This is a genomic window from Caulobacter sp. FG7 (assembly GCF_057808875.1).
The window spans coordinates 90868-109864 of sequence record NZ_JBMDIW010000014.1; the positions used below are offsets into that span (position 1 = coordinate 90868).

16 protein-coding genes are annotated in these 18997 nt (G+C 67.4%); 8 read left to right on the plus strand and 8 right to left on the minus strand.

Annotation, left to right across the window (positions count from 1 at the left end; all coding sequences use genetic code 11):
• Window positions 1-6: 6 nt before the first annotated feature.
• From ACODR1_RS13335 to ACODR1_RS13370, 8 genes are all read right to left on the minus strand, one after another.
• Window positions 7-774, minus strand: coding sequence for an SDR family oxidoreductase (locus ACODR1_RS13335; RefSeq protein ID WP_488880878.1), 768 nt, complete (start codon window positions 772-774; stop codon window positions 7-9).
• A 49-nt stretch (window positions 775-823) separates the two neighbouring features.
• Window positions 824-2149, minus strand: a complete 1326-nt coding sequence (locus ACODR1_RS13340) for a serine hydrolase domain-containing protein (protein WP_488880879.1) — start codon at window positions 2147-2149, stop codon at window positions 824-826.
• Between the two features lie 260 nt (window positions 2150-2409).
• Window positions 2410-2595: a hypothetical protein gene (locus ACODR1_RS13345; RefSeq protein WP_488880880.1), complete on the minus strand. Its 186-nt coding sequence runs from the start codon at window positions 2593-2595 to the stop codon at window positions 2410-2412.
• A gap of 75 nt (window positions 2596-2670) precedes the next feature.
• On the minus strand, window positions 2671-3897 hold the full coding sequence (locus tag ACODR1_RS13350) for an SGNH/GDSL hydrolase family protein (protein ID WP_488880881.1): 1227 nt from the start codon (window positions 3895-3897) through the stop codon (window positions 2671-2673).
• Between the two features lie 324 nt (window positions 3898-4221).
• Complete coding sequence (locus tag ACODR1_RS13355; RefSeq protein ID WP_488880882.1) at window positions 4222-5016, minus strand: rhamnogalacturonan acetylesterase; 795 nt, start codon at window positions 5014-5016, stop codon at window positions 4222-4224.
• Window positions 5016-6155 carry an FMN-dependent L-lactate dehydrogenase LldD gene (gene lldD, locus ACODR1_RS13360; protein ID WP_488880883.1) on the minus strand — a complete coding sequence of 380 codons (1140 nt, stop codon included), beginning with the start codon at window positions 6153-6155 and terminating at the stop codon, window positions 5016-5018. The genes ACODR1_RS13355 and lldD overlap by 1 nt, the downstream gene beginning before the upstream one ends.
• 15 nt (window positions 6156-6170) lie before the next feature.
• Window positions 6171-6932 carry an L-rhamnose 1-dehydrogenase Lra1 gene (lra1, locus tag ACODR1_RS13365; protein ID WP_058350571.1) on the minus strand — a complete coding sequence of 254 codons (762 nt, stop codon included), beginning with the start codon at window positions 6930-6932 and terminating at the stop codon, window positions 6171-6173.
• 32 nt (window positions 6933-6964) lie between these two features.
• Window positions 6965-7798: an IclR family transcriptional regulator gene (locus ACODR1_RS13370; protein ID WP_101717587.1), complete on the minus strand. Its 834-nt coding sequence runs from the start codon at window positions 7796-7798 to the stop codon at window positions 6965-6967.
• 213 nt (window positions 7799-8011) lie between these two features.
• Between ACODR1_RS13370 and rhmD the strand changes: the two genes are divergently transcribed.
• The 8 genes from rhmD to ACODR1_RS13410 all read left to right on the plus strand — a co-directional run bounded on the left by rhmD (window position 8012) and on the right by ACODR1_RS13410 (window position 18977).
• A complete protein-coding gene (gene rhmD / locus ACODR1_RS13375; RefSeq protein ID WP_101717586.1) occupies window positions 8012-9190 on the plus strand; it encodes an L-rhamnonate dehydratase in 1179 nt (392 codons plus the stop codon).
• A 45-nt stretch (window positions 9191-9235) separates the two neighbouring features.
• Window positions 9236-10099 (plus strand): 2,4-didehydro-3-deoxy-L-rhamnonate hydrolase, encoded by an 864-nt coding sequence (locus ACODR1_RS13380; RefSeq protein WP_488880884.1) that lies wholly within the window; start codon window positions 9236-9238, stop codon window positions 10097-10099.
• Window positions 10096-10845 (plus strand): SDR family NAD(P)-dependent oxidoreductase, encoded by a 750-nt coding sequence (locus ACODR1_RS13385; RefSeq protein WP_488880885.1) that lies wholly within the window; start codon window positions 10096-10098, stop codon window positions 10843-10845. Before ACODR1_RS13380 ends, ACODR1_RS13385 begins: the two co-directional genes overlap by 4 nt.
• 68 nt (window positions 10846-10913) lie before the next feature.
• Window positions 10914-11819 (plus strand): amidohydrolase family protein, encoded by a 906-nt coding sequence (locus ACODR1_RS13390; RefSeq protein WP_488880886.1) that lies wholly within the window; start codon window positions 10914-10916, stop codon window positions 11817-11819.
• Window positions 11820-11848: 29 nt separating this feature from the next.
• Window positions 11849-12184 (plus strand): L-rhamnose mutarotase, encoded by a 336-nt coding sequence (rhaM, locus tag ACODR1_RS13395; RefSeq protein ID WP_488880887.1) that lies wholly within the window; start codon window positions 11849-11851, stop codon window positions 12182-12184.
• An 8-nt stretch (window positions 12185-12192) separates the two neighbouring features.
• Window positions 12193-15984, plus strand: a complete 3792-nt coding sequence (locus tag ACODR1_RS13400; RefSeq protein ID WP_488880888.1) for a beta-galactosidase — start codon at window positions 12193-12195, stop codon at window positions 15982-15984.
• Window positions 15985-16024: 40 nt separating this feature from the next.
• Window positions 16025-17134 carry a beta-galactosidase BglB gene (bglB, locus tag ACODR1_RS13405; protein WP_488880889.1) on the plus strand — a complete coding sequence of 370 codons (1110 nt, stop codon included), beginning with the start codon at window positions 16025-16027 and terminating at the stop codon, window positions 17132-17134.
• A gap of 217 nt (window positions 17135-17351) precedes the next feature.
• Complete coding sequence (locus ACODR1_RS13410; RefSeq protein WP_488880890.1) at window positions 17352-18977, plus strand: MFS transporter; 1626 nt, start codon at window positions 17352-17354, stop codon at window positions 18975-18977.
• Window positions 18978-18997 lie beyond the last annotated feature (20 nt).

Genomic DNA, 18997 nt, shown 5'->3' on the forward strand with positions numbered 1-18997 from the left:
TCTTCCCTACCGCGACCAGGCCACTCCGCCATCCACGGCGAGCGTGCCGCCCACCACGTAGTCCCCCGCCCGCGAGGCGAGATAGATCGCAGCCCCCGCCATGTCCTCGGCCTCGCCGATACGGCCGGCGGGGATGAACTTGGCCACGGCGTCGGCATGGTCGCGGGCCGTGCGGTTCATGTCGCTGGCGAAGGCGCCCGGCGCGATGGCCGACACGGCGATGTTCTCGGGCGCCAGGCGCAGGGCCATCCGCTTGGTCATGTGGATCAGGCCGGCCTTGCTGGCGCCGTACGGATAGGTCTCCTCCTTGGTCACCGACAGGCCGTCGATCGAGGCGATGTTGATCACCTTGGCCACACGGGTCTTGGCCGCCTCGCGCAGCGGCGCCAGCAGGGCCTGCGTGAGGAAGAACGGGGTCTTCATGTTGAGGTCGACGGTCTTGTCCCAGCCGGCCTCGGGGAACTCGTCGATGCCCGCGCCCCAGGCCGCCCCGGCGTTGTTCACCAGGATGTCGAGCTTCTCCTCGCGCTCGAGGATCCGCGCGGCCAGGCCCTGCACGCCCTCCTGGGTCGAGATGTCGCCCGGCAGCGAGACGCACTCGCCGAACTGCGACAGCTCTTGCGCCGCCTCGTCGCAGGCGCCGGCCTTGCGGGCGGTGATATAGACCCTGGCCGCCCCCTGGCGCAGGAAGCCCTCGACGATCATCCGGCCGATGCCGCGCGAACCGCCGGTGACGAGAGCCACCCGGCCCTCGAGCGAAAACAGATCCTGCATGTGATTTCCTCCGTCAGCCCTTTGGCGGGCCTTATTTTTCGGGATTGGCCTATTTTTCTGGTTGGACAAGCGCCTGGTAGACCAGGGTGGAAGCACGATCGCCCAGGTCGCGCAGGGCCGGATCGCCGTCCTTGGCCAGCACGTGGATCATCCCTAAGAAGAAAAGGTCGTTCTCCGGGTCGATCCAGAACCAGGTGCCGGCCGCGCCGCCCCAGCTATAGGTCCCCTTCCCCGCCAGCGTACCGGCCCGGGCCGGGTCGGTGACCACCATGAAGTCGAGGCCAAAGCCCTTGCCCGTGGCCTTGGAGAACCCGGCCTTGGGATCATCGAGGATGGCGTCGGGCAGATGGTCGGAGGCCATCAGCTTGACGGTGGCCGGAGACAAGATCCGCGCTCCATCCAGCTCGCCGCCGTTCAGCAGCATCTGGCAGAAGCGGGCATAGTCGGCATTGGTCGACACCAAGCCGCCGCCGCCCGAGGCCACCACCGGCGGCTTGGTGACGTCCAGCACCATGAAGCCCTCGGCGGGGATGATCTTCTTCGTCTTGCCGTCCCACAGATAGAGGCTGGCCAGACGGTCGGCCTTGTCGGCCGGCAGCCAGAAGCCGGTGTCCTTCATCTTCAGCGGCGCGAAGATCTTGGCCTGCATGAAGTCGGGTAGGCTCTGGCCCGACAGCTTCTCGACGATGAAGCCCTGGATGTCGACGCCGACGCTGTATTTCCACTGCTTGCCGGGCGGGCCGTAGAGCGGCAGCTTGGCCAGGCGCTCGACGAACTCCTGGCCGCTCTTGGAGCCCAGCACGTTGGTCGAGACATAGGCCTTGTCGACCGGGTTGTCGGGGTTGAGCCCATAGGCGAAGCCGGCCGTGTGGCTCATGATCTCGCGCATGGTCGGCGGTCGGTCGGCGGCCTCGGTGACGAACGAGCCGTCGGCGTTGACGCCCTTGTAGACGCGCAGATTGGCCAACTCCGGCACGTACTTGGTCACCGGGTCGTCGAGGCTCCACTTGGCCTCCTCGAACAGGATCATCATCGCCACGCCCGTGACCGGCTTGGTCTGGGAGTAGATGCGGAAGATCGTGTCCTTGGTCATCGGCGGACCGCCGAAGCCGCGCGCGCCGTAGGTCTCGAAGCTGACCACCTTGCCGTGACGCACCAGCATGGTCGTGGCGCCTGGCAGGTGGCCGGTGGCGACAAGATCCTTCATCAGGGCGTCGAGGCGCTTGAGCCGTTCGGGCGAGACGCCGACGCTCTCGGGCGTGGCCGCGACCAGTTGGTCCTTCGGCGCGGCCAGGGCGGGCGCGCCGCTCCAGGCCAGGGACAGAGCCAGGGCCGTCGCCAGCCCGAAACGCCGCTGCAAACCTTGCCCTGTCATCGCACACCCCAAACAGCCGTTTGAAGCGACCTTACCCAGGATTGCGACAGGTGCAATCGCGCTTGGCGAGCGCGGTGGGGACTAACTGGGTCTGAGGCTACTTGAACCGCCCTCCCTCCCCGCCTCCCTCGCCCTTGTGGCGAGGGCCCATGCCGGCCGCCGCTCAGGCCGAGAACGCCCAGCAAAGATCTGAGCGGCTGAACGATGGATCCTCGCCACAAGGGCGAGGAAGGCGAACAGAGGCTGGGAGGAGAAGCCGCCTACTTCTTGTTCTTCTTCGCCTTCGCGGCGAACACAGCCAGGAACACCGTGCCCACGCCGCAGAACACCGAGAACAGCGCGATGAACACCGCCGGAGACTTCTTGGAGTCGCCGTCGGCGGCATGGGCCAGGGCCGGCGTCGCCAGGACGGCGGTCATGGTCAGCAGCGACTTGATGGTCTTCATCGATAGGCCCCCTCACGAATACTCAAGGGGGGAGCTAACCCGCCCGCCACCTTCGCGGCAAGGCGGGTTACGGGTCTACTTGCCCGGGAAGACGGCCTTGTCCGCCGCCTCGGCCATCAGCGCGTAGCCAGCATCATTCGGGTGCAGATGGTCGCCGCCGTGGGTCTCGCCGCGCAGCTGGCTCGGCTTGGCCGGGTCGCGCAGCACCGCGTCGAAATCGATGACTCCGTCGAACTCGCCGCTGGTGCGGATCCAGGCGTTGACCGTCGCTCGCGTGGCCTCGCCCTTGTCGTGATAGTAGGCCGCGCCCTCGAACGGCGGGATGACCCCGCCATAGATCTTCACGCCGCGGGCGTGGGCCCGGGCAATCAGCTGGCGATAGCCGGCGATCAGGTCTTCGGGCGTCACCGCGTCGGCGGTGAAGCCCGGCTGTACGGCGCGGCCGATGTCGTTGATGCCTTCCAGCACCACCACCGCCTTGGCGCCCGCCACGCTCAGCACGTCGCGGTCGAAGCGCGACAGCGCGCTGGGACCCGAAACCTCGCGCAGCAGCCGCCCGCCGCCGACGCCCATATTGACGACGCTCCAGCCCTGGCCACGCGCGGCCAGGCGGGCCGCCAGCTGTTCGGGCCAGCCCTTGTCTGCGTTCGGGGTCGAGCCGGAGCCCTCGGTGATCGAGTCGCCGATGGCCACCAGCACCGGAGCCTCGCCCTGCCCACGCACCTCGACGCCGCTGACCAGGCCCGGACCTTTGAGGGCCTGCTCGCCCGGGATCGCGTCCTTGGCGACGTGGTTGCCGGGCGGGGCCACGAACAGGCGCACGCGGTGGCCAGCCGGGGCCTGGGTCCCGACGTAGAAGATCGCCGCCGAGACGTAGTCCATCGCCTTGACCGGCAGCGCCACCGGATCGCTCAGCACCGGCGCGCCCGGCGGGATCGTGAACTCGGACTTGCCGCCGACCGTCACCGCGATCGGCGCGCCCAGGACCTTTCCGTCGGCGTCGGCAGGGGCCAGCGTGATCGCCCCCACCGCCAGCGGCCGCTCATTGAGTTCGTTGGACAGCCGCAGCCGCACGGCGTCGCCGCCGGCGTTCAGGCGCATCACCTGGCGGACGGTGACGTCGGTGAAGGCTCTGGCCTCCCCCGGCCGCGCCACGGCCTGCGGCGCGATCGGTGCGTTGCCCCAGGCGCTGCGCCAGGCCGGAGCTTCGGAGACGGCCGCCGGGCGGGCTTTCGGCGCGGCCAGCAGCGGCGCGGGCGCCAGCGCCAGCACCAGGGCGGCGGACAGGATCGTACGGTTCATCAGCGTTTCCCCACAACGGCGGTTGACGTTCGCCGCTTCGATGCTATTCTCAATATATCGATCAATTGTCCATATTGTGAGAATTGATCGATGGATCGAAGCTCGATCCTTCCCTGTTCTGCCTGACCTCGTACTTCCCCCTCTGAGGTCCAGGAGCGCCGGCCCCGCCGACGCTCCTTTCTTTTTGCCTGAAGGGCTCCCGCTCCCCTTTTTCCGTAAAACCCTCGCGAAAGCGGGGCCCAGGTGTTTTGCCGTCGAGCGCCGCGCGTTTCAGAAAAAGCCTGGGTCCCCGCTTTCGCGGGGATTTTACGGGTGAAGAGGTTCCTACGGACGTCCCGCGCAGATCGGCTCGCCACGCGCGGACGCATCAGCCTCGCCCCGCAGCACCAGCTTGGACGCCGGGACCTTCGCCCCCCGCAGCCCCTTGGCCACGATGCCGGCCGCCATGCGCGCGCCCAGCTCGTTGGGGTGGGTGGTGTCGTTGATGCCTTCGGGGTGGCTGGCGATCTTGTCGGCCGCCGAATAGATCATGAAGCGCTTGGCGCCCTCGGCCTCGCCCATCTTCTGCAGGGCGGCCTGGCTTTCCTTGTCCAGGTCGATCAGCGGCGTCCTGGTCTCGGCCGCCACGCGCCGCACGGTCGCCGAGTACGGGCCGTGGGTGTCCTGGATCTGGCCGTCCTTGAAGATCAGCTTGGCGATCGGTGTAATCAGCACCGGCTTGGCGCCGGCCGTCCGCACGTCGGCCACGAACCGGCGCAGGTTGTCGGCATAGGCCCCGTTGGGATCGGTGAAGCGAACGATCTTCTTGGTGTCGGCGTCGTTGTGGCCGAACTGGATCAGGACGGTGTCGTCGGGCTTCAGCTGGGCCATCAGCACCGACCACAGCCCCTCCTCCTGGAAGGTCTTGGTCGAGCGGCCGCCTCGGGCCAGGTTGACGATCTGGGCGTCGGGCGTCAGCGAGCACTTCAGCACCATGCCCCAGCCCATCTGCGGGAAGCTGCGGGCGCTGTAGTCGGCGGCGGTGGAATCGCTGGCGATGACGATCCGGTTAGGGTCGGCCAGGGCGGCCGGCGCCGCCCCCATGACCAGAGCCAGTGCGAGGGCGGCGGCGGTTTTCATCAGCGGGTCTCCGCCAGGATTGAACGGTCGATCTCGGAGACGGAATTGACGCCGGTCAGCGCCATGGCCACCCGCATCTCCTTCTCCATCAGGTCGAGAAGCTGGGTCACGCCCGCCTGGCCGCGCGCGGCCAGGGCGTAGACGGCGGCGCGGCCCAAGAGCACGCCCTTGGCGCCCAGGGCCAGCATCCGCACCACGTCGAGGCCCGAGCGCACCCCGCCGTCGGCCAGCACGGTCAGCTTGTCGCCCACGGCGTCGGCGATGGCCGGTAACGCCTTCGCCGAAGACAGCACGCCGTCCAGCTGGCGGCCGCCGTGGTTGGACACCACCACCCCGTCGGCGCCGATGTCGGCGGCGGCCTTGGCGTCCTCGGGATCGAGCACGCCCTTGATGACCAGCGGCCCCTTCCAGGACTGCCGGATCCATTCGAGGTCCTTCCACTGGATCGAGGGGTCGAAATTGGCCCCCAGCCAGCCCATGAAGTCCTCCAGGCCCGTATTACCCTTCAGCACCGGGGCCACGTTGCCCAGGGTATGGGGACGGCCCATCAGGCCGACGTCCCACGCCCATTGCGGACGGCCCATGGCCTGCAGGATGCGGCGAGCCCCGGCGTTGGGACCGCTCATGCCCGAATGGGCGTCGCGGTAGCGGGCCCCCGGCACGGGCATGTCGACGGTGAAGACGAGCGTGCTCGCCCCCGCCGCCTCGGCCCGCGCCAGCAGGTCGCGCATGAAGGCCCGGTCGCGCAGCACGTAGAGCTGGAACCACAGGGCCCGGCTCGACGCGGCCGCCACCTCGTCCACGTCGCACACCGACACCGTCGACAGGCACAGCGGCACGCCCTTGGCCGAAGCCGCGCGCACCGCCTGGCATTCGCCACGACGGGCATACATGCCGGTGAGGCCCACGGGGGCCAGCACCACGGGCATGGACTGCTCCACACCGAACAGGCTGGTCGCCGTCGAGACCCTGGACACGTCCTTGAGCACCCGCTGTCGCAGGGCCAGGTCGGCAAGGTCGGAGACGTTGCGGGCCAGGGTCCGCTCGGCGTAGGCGCCGCCGTCGATGTAGTCGAAGAGGAAGCGCGGCAGCTTGCGCCGCGCAGCCTCACGGAAGTCGGTGGTCGACGAGACGATCATGGAAGGACGATCGATCTACTGCAGGTTCACGAACGCGCCGCCGTCGACCAGCAGGGCCGCGCCGGTGACGTAGTTGGCGAGATCCGAGGCCAGGAACACGATCGGGCCGGCCAGGTCGTCGGGCTCGCCCAGGCGGCCCAGCGGAATGCGGCCGCTCATGTATTCGCGCTTGGCGACGTCGGCGAGGTCTTCCTTGTTGATCGCCGTCTCGATCGTGCCCGGCAGCACCGAGTTGCAGCGGATGCCGTGCTTGCCGAGCGCGATGGCGGTCGACTGCATGAGGCTGTGCACGCCGGCCTTGGTCGGGGTGTAGTGCGTCTGCATCCCGCCGCCGACCAGGGCGCTGATCGAGGAGACGGCGATGATCGAGCCGCCGTGACCCTGCTTGACCATCTGGTTGGCCGCCGCCTGCACCATGTAGTAGGCGCCGAACAGGTTCACCTTCATGGTCCGCTCCATCACTTCCGGCGGCATGTCCAGGAAGGCGTGGAACGGGCAGATGCCCGCGTTGTTGACGAAGACGTCGACCTTGCCGAAGGCGGCGACGGCGGCGTCGACGAAGGCCTGTGCGGTTTCGACCTGGGCAACGTCGCCCTTCACGGCGATGGCGCGACGGCCCAGGGCCTCGATCTGCGCCACGGCGTCGGCCGCGCCGGCCTCGTCGGAGTGGTAGTTGATCGCCACGTCGGCGCCATGACGCGCCGCGCCGATGGCGGCCGCCTTGCCGATGCCGCCCGAGGCGCCGGTCACCAGCACCACCTTGTCCTTCAGAAGCATAGTTCCTCCGTCATACATACGCGCGGAAGGCGTCAGGTCTTGGCGCCTGACCCCCGCTTGCCGTTCCAGCCCAGATCGCGGCTGATCGCGTCGGCGGCCAGGCGGATGTCGTCCACCAGTCCGCCCATCCGTTCGTCGTCCATGTATTGAGCAGCGCCCGAGACGCTGATCGCGGCGACGATCTGACCGCCCGCCCCGCGCACGGGCGCGGCCACGCAGCGGATGCGGTCTTCGTTTTCTTCCAAGTCGAAGGCGATGCCGCGCTGGGAATAGTCGTGCATCCAGGCGATCCACTGCTCTTCGTTCGGCGCGCCGGCCGCGGCCGGGCCTTCCTTGCGATAGAGCGCGCGCCAGCGGCCCTCGTCGTCGTCCAGCACCAGGGCCTTGCCCAGGCCCGTCGACCGGATCGGCTGGCGATCGCCCACGCGCGAGGAGATGTTGATGCGCCGACGGCCGGTCAGCTTGTCGAGATACAGAGCCCGGTCGTCGTCGAGCACGCCCAGGTGGACCGTGTCTTCCAGCTCTTCCCACAGCTTTTCCAGGTGCGGGCGCGCGATGCGCGGCAGGTCCATCTGCTGGCTGGCCAGGTAGCCCAGCTCCAGAAGCTTGGGGCCAAGGCTGTAGCCTTCACGCGGGGTCTGGGTCAGCAGCCGGCGCTCGACAAGGGCCGTGGCCAGGCGGTGCGTGGTGCTGCGGGTCAGGCCGAGTCGCGCGGCCAGGGCCGGCAGGCCGATGGCCCCCGCATCGGCCACCACGTCGAGCACGTCCAGGCCGCGAAACAGCGTCTGGCTGCCGCTTGGGCTCTTGGTCGCCGCGCCTTCGTCGTCCGCCACCGGTTCCGCTCCCCTTGACGTGCTGGGTTTCATTTTGTAGCACTACCTCTCATAATATGGAACGCAAGACAAGGGCTCGCGTCAGCGACTCTTTCGGTCGCGGGGGTCCTGCGACAAGCGTGTCATACGATGTTCTGGGGAGGTAGCGCGAACAGTCGTTCGCGTCGTTCGGCGGCCCCGCTGGCGCGCCTCCTCTAATAGGGGCAGATCCGGTCACGAGAGACCGGGCGATGGTTGGAGCACGAGATGCCGCTTCCCTTGATCAAGGCTGTTCGCGCCTATGTCGTTCGCGGGGGCGGCGCCGACTATCACGACCAGGGCGAAGGCCACTGGATCGACGACCACATCGCCACCCCGATGTCGCGCTACCCGGAATACCGCCAGAGCCGCCAGAGCTTCGGCATCAACGTGCTCGGCACGCTGGTGGTCGAGATCGAGGCCGTCGACGGCACGATCGGCTTTGCGGTGACCACCGGCGGCGAGCCGGCCGCCTTCATCGTCGAAAAGCACCTGGCCCGCTTCCTCGAAGGTCGTGACCCGACCGAGGTCGAGAAGATCTGGGACCAGATGTATTTCTCCACCCAGTATTACGGCCGCAAGGGCCTGGTCGTGAACGCCATCTCGGGCGTCGACCTGGCGCTCTACGACCTGATCGGCAAGCTGCGCCAGGAGCCGGTCTACGCCCTGCTCGGCGGCAAGGTCCGCGACGAACTGACCTTCTACGCCACCGGCGCGCGTCCGGACCTGGCCAAGGAAATGGGCTTCATCGGCGGCAAGATGCCCCTGCACCACGGCCCGGCCGAAGGTGAGGAAGGCCTGCGCAAGAACCTCCTGGAACTCGAGACCATGCGCAACCGCGTGGGCGAAGACTTCTGGCTGATGTTCGACTGCTGGATGTCGCTGGACCTGAACTACGCCACCAAGCTGGCCCACAAGGCCCACGAATACGGCCTGAAGTGGATCGAGGAGGCCCTCAGCCCCGACGACTACTGGGGCTATCGCGACCTGAAAAAGAACGCCCCTCCCGGCATGCTGGTCACCACCGGCGAGCACGAAGCCACCCGCTGGGGCTTCCGCATGCTGCTGGAGATGGAATGCTGCGACATCATCCAGCCGGACGTGGGCTGGTGCGGCGGCGTCACCGAGCTGATCAAGATCGCCAACCTAGCCGACAGCAAGGGCGTGATGATGATCCCGCACGGCTCGTCGGTCTACAGCTACCACTTCGTCATCACGCGCCATAACAGCCCGTTCGCCGAGTTCCTGATGATGGCGCCGAAGGCCGACGAGGTCGTGCCGATGTTCCATCCGCAGCTGATCGGCGAGCCCGTTCCGGTCAACGGCAAGCTCAAGCTCGGCGACGCGCCCGGCTTCGGCGTCGAGCTGAACCGCGACGTCGGCCTGCACCGTCCCTACCCGCGGTAAGCCGCGCCTCCCCTTCCCCCCAATTACCCCTAGAGCCAGAAGACCATGAAACTGTTGCGTTACGGCCCGCGGGGCGCCGAAAAGCCCGGCCTGCTGGATTCCGAAGGCAAGATCCGCGACCTGTCGGGCCACGTGTCCGACATCACCGCCGCGGACCTGACCCCGGAAGGCCTGGCCAAGATCGCCGCCATCGACCCGACCACCCTGCCGGTGGTCGAAGGCTCGCCGCGCTACGGCGTGCCGATCGCCAATGTCGGCAAGTTCCTGGCCATCGGCCTGAACTTCGCCGACCACGCCAAGGAAGCCGGTCTCGAGCCCCCGCCCGAGCCGATCTTCTTCACCAAGGCGATCTCGTGCCTCAACGGCCCGAACGACCAGGTCATGCTGCCCAAGGGCGCCGAGAAGGGCGACTGGGAAGTCGAGCTGGGCGTCGTGATCGGCAAGCGCGCCCGCTATGTCGAGCAATCCGAAGCCCTGGACTACGTCGCCGGCTACGTGCTGGTGAACGACGTCTCCGAGCGCGCCTTCCAGAAGGAACTGGGCTCGCAGTGGGACAAGGGCAAAGGCTGCGACACCTTCGGTCCGGTGGGCCCGTGGGTCGTCACCGCCGATGAAGTGGGCGACTGCCAGAACCTGGACATGTGGCTCGACCTCAACGGCAAGCGCATGCAGACCGGCAACAGCAAGACGATGATCTTCGGCGTCGCCGAGCTGATCGCCTACATGAGCCGCTTCGTCACCCTCGAGCCGGGCGACATCCTGACGACGGGCACCCCTCCGGGCGTCGGCGAAGGCCAGAAGCCGGAAAAGATCTTCCTGAAGCCGGGCGACGTCATGACGCTAGGCATCGAGAAGCTGGGCGAGCAGCGCCAGGAAGTCATCGCCTGGACCAAGGAAGGCGTCTCGTGACCGTCTACGCCAACCGCTTTTCGGGCCGCACCGCCGTCATCACCGGCGGCGCCTCGGGCCTGGGCAAGGAAACCGCCCGCCGCATGGTCGCCGAAGGCGCCAAGGTCGCCTTGTGGGACCTGAACGCCGACGCGCTGGAAGCCGCCGCCAAGGAAGTCGGCGCGACCTTCACCGTCGCGCTGGACGTCTCGGACGAGGCCCAGGTGGCCGCCGCCGCCACGGCCAGCGTCGACGCCCTGGGCAAGATCGATGTGCTGGTCAATTCGGCCGGCATCACCGGCGCCACGGTTCCGGTGCACGAGTTCCCGCTCGACAGCTGGAAGCGCGTCATCGACATCAACCTGAACGGCCTGTTCTACTGCTGCCGTTCGGTGGTGCCGCACATGCTGAAGGCCGGCTACGGCCGCATCGTCAACGTCGCTTCGGTGGCCGGCAAGGAAGGCAACCCCAACGCCAGCGCCTATTCGGCGTCGAAGGCCGGGGTCATCGGCCTGACCAAGTCGCTGGGCAAGGAACTGGCCGGCAAGGGCGTCATCGCCAACAGCCTGACCCCCGCCACCTTCGAGAGCCCGATCCTCGAGCAGCTGCCCGCCAGCCAGGTCGAATACATGCGCTCGAAAATCCCGATGGGTCGCCTCGGCGAAGTCGAGGAAAGCGCTGCGATGGTCTGCTTCATGGCCAGCGAGGAATGCAGCTTCACCACCGCCGCCACCTTCGACACGTCCGGCGGCCGGACGACCTTCTAGTTTGAGACCAGGCCCGCTCGTCCCTGGGGATGCGCGGGCCTGGAGCTTACGAGACCAAGGGGACAGGCATGGCGTACGCGGGTCCGATCATCGACGCCCACATGCACCTGTGGGATCTCGACAAGCACTACTATTCCTGGCTGCAGGACGTTCCCCTGCCCAGCAACCCGGCGGGCGACATGAGCCTGATCGCCGGCAAGAACTACCTGCCCGCCGACTACGCCGCCGACGCCCTGCCCTGGCGCGTCGAGAGCCTGGTCCATGTCGAGTGCGGCCTGCCTGCCGACAAGCAGCTTTCCGAGACAGACTGGCTGGAAGGCCTGATCGCCGCCAATGCGCCTATCGGCGCGATCGTCGCCGGCGCCAACCTGGACGATCCCAACGTCGAGGCCCTGCTGGAGGCTCACGCCTCGCGGCCGCACGTGCGCGGGATCCGCCAGATCGTCAATTTCCACGAAGACCCGGCCAAGACCTACGGCCCGTCCGACCTGCTGCTGAACGACCAGTGGCGCGCGGGCTTTGGCCTGCTGGCCAGGCACGGCCTGTCGTTCGACCTGCAGCTCTATCCCGCGCAGATGGAGACGGCCGCGGCCCTGGCAGACGCCCATCCCGACATTCCGCTGGTCGTAAACCACGCCGGCATGCCGACCGACCGCGACGAGGCGGGCCTGTCGCTCTGGCGCTCTGGCATGGCCGCGCTGGCCAAGCGTCCGAACGTCACCTGCAAGGTCTCGGGCCTGGCCATGGTCGACCGCGCCTGGACGGTGGAAAGCCTGCGCCCGTTCGTCCTGCAGGTCATCGAGACCTTCGGCGTCGAGCGCACCATGTTCGCCAGCAACTTCCCGGTCGAGAAGGTGCACGGCAGCTTCGACACCTTCTACTGCGCCTACGACGCCATCACGGCCGACTTCAGCGACGCCGAGCGCCAGCGCCTGTTCGCCGGCACGGCCGCCGCCGTCTACCGCATCGCCTGAAAACCAAGAAACGACGCCAGGAGGAAACCATGAGCACGCTGACCGAGGGCCGCCCGATCGCCTTCCGCATGCAGCTGAAGCCCGGTGTCGCCGCCGAGTACGAGCGCCGTCATGACGAGCTGTGGCCGGACCTGGCCGAGGCGCTGCGCAACGCCGGCATCTACGACTATTCGATCTTCCTCGACGAAGAGACCATGAGCCTGTTCGCCGTGCTTCGCCTGAAGCCGGACAACGACAAGGACGCCCTGCCCCTGCAGCCCGTGATGAGGCGCTGGTGGGATTTCATGGCCGACCTGATGGACGTCCACCCGGACAACAAGCCGGTCGAATGGCCGCTCAAGCCCGTCTTCTACTTCGAGGGCTGAGACCAGTGATGATGAAGCGTCCCGCCCTCCTCGGCCTCGCCGCCGCCCTGCTCGCCACGACCGCGCTCTCCGGCGCGAATGCGGCCGAGCCGACGCGCTACGTCATGACGGCGTTCACCAACGCCAGCCAGTCGAACATGAGCGTGTACGACTCGGCCGACGGCTCGCGCTTCACCCTGCAAAAGCCGCTGGCCTATACCCCGCCCAAGGGGCTGATCCGCGATCCCAGCGTCATCAAGCGCAAGGACGGCTTCTACTACGTCGCCTACACCACCGGCTGGACCGGCAACACCATTGGCCTGGCCCGCAGCAAGGACCTGGTCGACTGGACTTTCCTGCGCGACGTCACCGTCGACGTCGCCGGCTCGACCAACACCTGGGCGCCGGAGTGGTTCGTCGACGCCGACGGCTCCGAGCACCTGATCCTGTCGGTCTCGACCACCGGCATCGCCGGCCAGTTCCAGCCTTACCGGATCACGGCGCAGGACGCCGACCTGGCCAGCTGGAGCGCGCCGCGCCCGCTGTCAGGAATGGGCCCCAACTACATCGACGCCTTCGTCGTGCGCGAGGGCTCGCAGTACCAGGCCTTCGCCAAGAACGAGACCACCAAGTTCATCGAGCTTCTGACCGCCCCGTCGCTGGACGGTCCCTGGCAGGTGAAGGGCGGCGGCGACTGGGCCGGCTGGGGCAAGTTCCTCGAGGGCCCCGCCCTCACGCGCACGCCTGAAGGCGCGTGGCGCATCTATTTCGACGAGTATATGTCGAAGCGCTACTGGTACTCCGACAGCACCGACGGCTTCCGCACCTGGACGCCCAAGAAGGAACTGCCCGAGCTGTCGGGCACCGTCCGCCACTTCACCGTGCTCAAGGAAGGCGGCGACCAGGCGGTCGCGGCCAAGCCCGCGCAAGCCCACAAGATCACCTGGGACAAGTATTCCCTGAAGGTCGACGGCAATCGCATCTATTCCTGGGGCGGCGAGTTCCACCCCTTCCGCGTGCCCAGCCCCGACCTGTGGCGCGACATCCTGCAGAAGATGAAGGCCAGCGGCTACAACACCGTCGCGATCTACATCGACTGGGGCTACCACTCGCCCAAGCAGGGGGTCTACGACTTCTCGGGCATCCGCGACATGGACCGCGTGCTGACCATGGCCAAGGAAGAAGGCCTCTACGTCATCACCCGCGCCGGCCCGTACGTGAACGCCGAGCTGACGCGCGGCGGCTTCCCCGGCCACCTCGTCAACCAGCAGGCCCGCGCCCGCACCGACGCGCCGGAATATATCCAGGCTGCCGACGAGTGGCTGAGCCAGATCAACAAGGTCATCGCCCGCCACCAGCTGACCACCGGCCAGGGCACGGTCATCGCCCACCAGATCGAGAACGAGCTCGACGTCGTGGGCGCGCCGCAGCAGCGCTACATGCAGTGGCTGGCCGACAAGGCCCGCGCCGACGGCATCACCGTGCCGCTGTTCCACAACGACAAGGGCCGCAACGGCTACTGGGTGCCCAAGGGCTCCAACGTGCCCGGCGCCGTCGAAGGCCCCACCGACCTCTACGCCTTCGACGGCTATCCGGGCGGCTCGTGCAAGGTCGACTCGACCCCCTCCTCGCCCGGCGTGGCCCCCGACTGGGGTCTCTACGGCGCCGGCGGGGCCAAGGGCGGCGCTTCGGCCAGCCCCAACACCCCCGGCTTCGCGGCCGAGTTCGGCGGCGGCTGGTTCGACTACTGGGGCAGCAACGGCGACTACGACTGCACCGCCATCCATCGCGGCGTCGGCTACCAGCGCGTGTTCTACGGCACCAACATCGCCAACGGCCTGACGATCCAGAGCTTCTACATGACCTACGGCGGGACCAGCTGGGGCTGGTCGCCGGCTCCGGTGGTGTTCAGCTCCTACGACTACGGCTCGGCCATCGACGAGGCCCGCGGCCTGCGCGACAAGGCCCGCGTCATGAAGCAGATGGGCCAGTTCCTGAACGCCGTTCCGGACCTGACCCGCATGGACAAGGGCGAGGCCGTCGTTCCCTCGAACGACAAGGTCCGCGTCTATCACAACGTCAACGCCGAGACCGGCAGCCACCTCTATGTGGTGATCCACAACCCCAGCAGCGCCACCGGCGACGAGGCCTTCACCTTCAAGGTCAAGACCCGCGACGGCGAGTACGTGGTTCCCTCGCGGATCAAGGGCCAGGACAGCAAGATGCTGATGGCTTCGTACGACCTGGGCGGCCAGCGGCTGGTCTATTCGACGTCCGAGATCCAGACCCACCTGCCCTGGAACGGCGGCGACCTGGCCTTGATGTACGGCCGCGCCGGCGAGGCCGGTGAAACCGTCCTGCGCTATGCCGAGGCCCCCAAGGTCGAGGTGCTGGAAGGCCAGGTCTCGTCAAGCTTCGACGCCGCCAAGGGCGACCTGAAGCTCGCCTACAGCCACACGGGCCTCGCCCGCGTGCGGATCACCGGCGGCGGCCGTCCGCCGCTGATGCTGCTGCTGGCCGACGAGGCGACTGGGCAGACCTTCTGGCGCCAGGACACCGCCGCCGGCCCGACCCTGCAACGCGGCCCCGGCCTCGTTCGCTCGGCCAGCGTCAAGGGCGCGGTCCTGTCGCTGACCGGCGACACCGAAACCGAAAGCGCCCTGGAAGTCTTCGCCCCCAAGGGCGTCAAGACCGTCCGCTGGAACGGCGCGGCCGTCGCCGCCAAGGCCACGGCTTCGGGCTCGCTGCTGGCGTCCAAGGCGCTGGCCGGCCCCGCCGCCGTCACCGTGCCGGATCTCGCCAGGCTCGACTGGAAGACCGCCGCCGGCTCGCCGGAGTCGGATCCCGCCTTCGACGACAGCGCCTGGGCCAAGGCCGAGGGCAAGCGCGGCGGCTCCACCGTGCGTCCGCCGACGGGCCAGCCGGCGCTCGACATGAGCACCCACGGCTTCCACCACGGCGACGTCTGGTATCGCGGCCGCTACAAGGGCCGCGCCGACATCGACACCCTGACCCTGCACTACGGCGCCGGCGGCGCGGGGATGCTGCAGGTCTGGCTGGACGGCAAGTTCCTGGGCCAGCACGAGCTGGACGGCGGCCTGCCCCGCCCGATCACCACGGGCGTGGCCACCTTCAAGCTGCCGGAAGACCTGCGCGGCGACGGCGAGCACGTGCTGTCGGTGATGGTGCGCAACAACGGCCACAACTGGGACCTCGACGCCGACGACTTCCACAAGGAAGCTCGCGGCCTGGTCTCGGCCTCGCTGTCGAGCCCCACGAGCTACAGCTTCGCCGTGCCGATCAGCTGGAAGATTCAGGGCAACAAGGGCGGCGAGGACATCGCCGATCCGGTGCGCGGCCCGATGAACGAAGGCGGCCAGTACGGCGAACGCAACGGCTGGCACCTGCCGGGCTTCCCCGACCAGGCCTGGCAGAAGGCTGACATGGCGCAGACTGCGCCCTATGCCGGCACCACCTGGTACCGCACCAACTTCGACCTGGCTTTGCCCAAGGACCAGGACGTGACGCTGGGCCTGACGATCGGCGATCCGAAGACCCCGCGCTCGCCCGGCCGCTATCGCGTGCTGATCTTCGTCAACGGCTGGAACATGGGCCAGTTCATCGCCCATGTCGGCCCTCAGCGGACCTTCGTGCTGCCCAACGGCATCGTCGATCCGCACGGCAAGAACACCATCGCTCTGGCCGTAACCAGCGACGGCGCCCCCGGCGACGCCCTGGAAGCGGTCAAACTGGAAGTGCTGCGCAACGTGGAAGGCGGCGTGCCCGTCGCCCGCGTCCCCGCGCCGAACTACAAGCAGTAGGCCCCCGCCTACTTCAAGACCTACCCTTTAGGAGACTACCGTGCCCAATCTCGCACACGGCATCGAGGCCAAGGACGTCAAGGCCAAGATCGCCCTTCTGATCAGCAACCTCGTCGACATCACCGACGAGACGGGCGAGTTCCTGCTGCGCCTCGACGACGGCCGCGTCATCGACACCAAGGGCTGGAACGACTGGGAATGGACCCACGGCGTGGGCCTCTACGGCCTGTGGAAGCAGTACGAGATGTACGGCGACGAGCGCGCCTTCGACATCATGACCAAGTGGTTCGCCGACCGCTTCGAGGCCGGCACCCCGACCAAGAACATCAACACGGTCTCGCCGTTCCTGACCCTGGCCTACCTGTACGAGGCCACCGGCGACCACACCTACATCCCCTACCTCGAAACCTGGGCCGACTACGTCATGTACGAAGGTCCGCGCACCGAGGAAGGCGGCTTCCAGCACATCGTCTTCAACAGCGAGAACCCGCAGCAGCTGTGGGACGACACGCTGATGATGACCGTGCTGCCGCTGGCCAAGATCGGCCTGCTGCTCGACCGCCCCGACTTCGTCGAGGAGGCCAAGCGCCAGTTCATGGTCCACATCAAGTACCTGGCCGACCGCAAGACCGGCCTGTGGTTCCACGGCTGGACCTTCGAGGGCCGTCACAACTTCGCCGACGCCCTGTGGGCCCGCGGGAACTGCTGGGTGACGATCGCCATCCCGGAATTCATCGAGCTGCTCGACCTGAAGCCGGGCGACGGCCTGCGCGCCTTCCTGATCGACGCCCTGGAAGCCCAGATCAAGGCCCTGACCGAGTACCAGGACCAGGAAACCGGCCTGTGGCACACGATCATCAACGACAAGACCTCGTACCTTGAAGCCTCGGCCACGGCCGGCTTCGCCTACGGCGTCCTTAAGGCCGTCCGCAAGCGCTACATCGGCAAGGAATACGAAGCTGTCGCCATCCGCGCCATCAAGGGCGTGCTGGCCAACATCGACGACGCCGGCGAACTGCAGCAGGTCTCGTTCGGCACCCCGGTGTTCGACACGATCCAGGGCTACAAGGACATCCCGCTGACCTCGATGCCGTACGGCCAGTCGCTGGCCATGCTGGCTCTGGGCGAATTCCAGCGCGCCTTCATCTAGGCCGCTGACTTCGGTCCGTTGCGTGGTCCTCGTCCTTCGACAAGCTCAGGATGAGGACCACCCATAGGCCCGGCCGCTAGAGAAACCTCACCCAGAGCCTGTCGAAGGGCGAGGTTTTCGGCTCAAACGCCAGACACTTCGAACTACCCAGTCCTGTCGATCGACCGGACCGGACTTGGGGGCGACAAGACCCCCTCCTCTTGGGAATGAGACGCACATGGCCACGCCAGACGCCCGCAAACCGTCCTGGATCAACTATTGGGGCTGGGGCTCCGGCGACATGCTGGGGGCCGGCGCTCAAGCCGTCATCACCGGCTGGCTGGCCTACTTCTTCATCACCTTCTGCGGACTGTCGCCGGTCGAGACCGGCCTGATCCTGGGCCTTCCGCGCCTGCTGGAAGCGATCACCTGCCCGCTGATCGGCTACATCTCCGACAACCTGCGCCACACCTGGATCGGCCGGAAGGTCGGGCGGCGGAAGATCTTCCTGCTGCTGACCATCCCGCTGCTGCCCAGCTTCGCCCTGATCTTCGTGTCGGGCCAGACCTTCACCTACTACCTGGTGACCTTCATCTTCTTCGAGTTCGTCTACACGATGTTCCTGATCCCGTGGGAAACCCTCGCGGCGGAAATGACGAAGGATTACAAGGAGAAGGCCAAGTTCGCGGGCGCCCGCATGCTGATCGCCCAAAGCTCGGCGATCCTGGCCTCGTACCTGCCCACGCTGATCATCAACAACTTCGGCGGCAAGGACAGCTCCAACACCTTCCTCATCATGGCGGCCATCTTCGGCGGCCTGTTCAGCCTGGTCGTCGTGCTGGTGGTGCTGTTCACCTGGGAGCGCCCCTACACCGACGACGAAAAGCTGATCCAGCCCGAGCCCATGGACTGGGGCAAGGCGGCGCTGATCCCGGTCAACATGTTCCGCGACCTGTTCTCGACCCTGAAGCTCAAGGCCTTCCGCCAGCACCTGTCGCTGTATCTGGGCGGCTATATCAGCCAGGACATCTTCAACACCGCCTTCCCGCTGTTCGTGGCTACGGTGATGGTCGGCTCGACCCTGGTGATCTCCCAGGCGATGACGATGATGTATTTCGCCCAGCTGATCTCGGTGATGATCGCCATCCGGGTCATCATCAAGACCGGCCCGACGGCGGCCTATCGCATGGCCATCACCTTCGTCGCCGCGGCCCTGCTGCTGTTCCTGGGCTTCTACCTGGTCAAGCCGGCCGGCTTCGCCGCGGGCGTCGAGGGCCTGCACGGCAACATCTTCAACGCCGCCGGTTCGGGCTTCAACCCCACGGTCCTGCTCTGGCTGTTCCTGCCGATCATCCTTGCGGGCCTGGGCCGCGGCACGCTGAACTTCGTGCCCTGGGGCGTCTACAACTACCTGCCCGACGTCGACGAGGCCGTCACCGGCCAGCGCCGCGAGGGCATCTTCGCCGGCGTCATGACCTTTGTGCGCAAGATCGCCCAGTCGGGCGCCATCCTGCTCACCACCACCCTCCTGGGCCTGGGCGGCTTCGTCTCGGGCGGCAAGGGCCAGGTCGTCCAGCAGACGCCCCAGGCGATCCACACCCTGGTGCTGATCATGGTCGGCGGCCCGATCCTGGTGATGGTCACCGGCATGCTGATCTCGTGGAAGTTCCGCCTCAACGCCAAGACCCACGAGGTCCTGGTCCACGAGGTCGAACGCCTGCGCGCCGGCGCGACCGAGGCCGAGACGCCGGAGTCCAAGGCCATCGTCGAAGACCTCACCGGCTGGAAGTACGAACGCCTCTGGGGCCGCGGCGAGAAAGCCAAGCCCCCGGTCGGCAGCGACCAGATCCCGGACATCAACTGATGCCTCAGCCCCCCCGCCCG

Bases quoted from the DNA above. Each gene is read 5' to 3' on its own strand.
- ACODR1_RS13335 (WP_488880878.1), bottom strand. From the start codon at position 774: ATGCAGGATCTGTTTTCGCTCGAGGGCCGGGTGGCTCTCGTCACCGGC.
- ACODR1_RS13370 (WP_101717587.1), bottom strand. From the start codon at position 7,798: ATGAAACCCAGCACGTCAAGGGGAGCGGAACCGGTGGCGGACGACGAA.
- lra1 (WP_058350571.1), bottom strand. From the start codon at position 6,932: ATGCTTCTGAAGGACAAGGTGGTGCTGGTGACCGGCGCCTCGGGCGGC.
- ACODR1_RS13340 (WP_488880879.1), bottom strand. From the start codon at position 2,149: ATGACAGGGCAAGGTTTGCAGCGGCGTTTCGGGCTGGCGACGGCCCTG.
- ACODR1_RS13350 (WP_488880881.1), bottom strand. From the start codon at position 3,897: ATGAACCGTACGATCCTGTCCGCCGCCCTGGTGCTGGCGCTGGCGCCC.
- rhmD (WP_101717586.1), top strand. From the start codon at position 8,012: ATGCCGCTTCCCTTGATCAAGGCTGTTCGCGCCTATGTCGTTCGCGGG.
- ACODR1_RS13355 (WP_488880882.1), bottom strand. From the start codon at position 5,016: ATGAAAACCGCCGCCGCCCTCGCACTGGCTCTGGTCATGGGGGCGGCG.
- ACODR1_RS13390 (WP_488880886.1), top strand. From the start codon at position 10,914: ATGGCGTACGCGGGTCCGATCATCGACGCCCACATGCACCTGTGGGAT.
- ACODR1_RS13410 (WP_488880890.1), top strand. From the start codon at position 17,352: ATGGCCACGCCAGACGCCCGCAAACCGTCCTGGATCAACTATTGGGGC.
- ACODR1_RS13400 (WP_488880888.1), top strand. From the start codon at position 12,193: ATGATGAAGCGTCCCGCCCTCCTCGGCCTCGCCGCCGCCCTGCTCGCC.
- ACODR1_RS13345 (WP_488880880.1), bottom strand. From the start codon at position 2,595: ATGAAGACCATCAAGTCGCTGCTGACCATGACCGCCGTCCTGGCGACG.
- ACODR1_RS13380 (WP_488880884.1), top strand. From the start codon at position 9,236: ATGAAACTGTTGCGTTACGGCCCGCGGGGCGCCGAAAAGCCCGGCCTG.
- rhaM (WP_488880887.1), top strand. From the start codon at position 11,849: ATGAGCACGCTGACCGAGGGCCGCCCGATCGCCTTCCGCATGCAGCTG.
- lldD (WP_488880883.1), bottom strand. From the start codon at position 6,155: ATGATCGTCTCGTCGACCACCGACTTCCGTGAGGCTGCGCGGCGCAAG.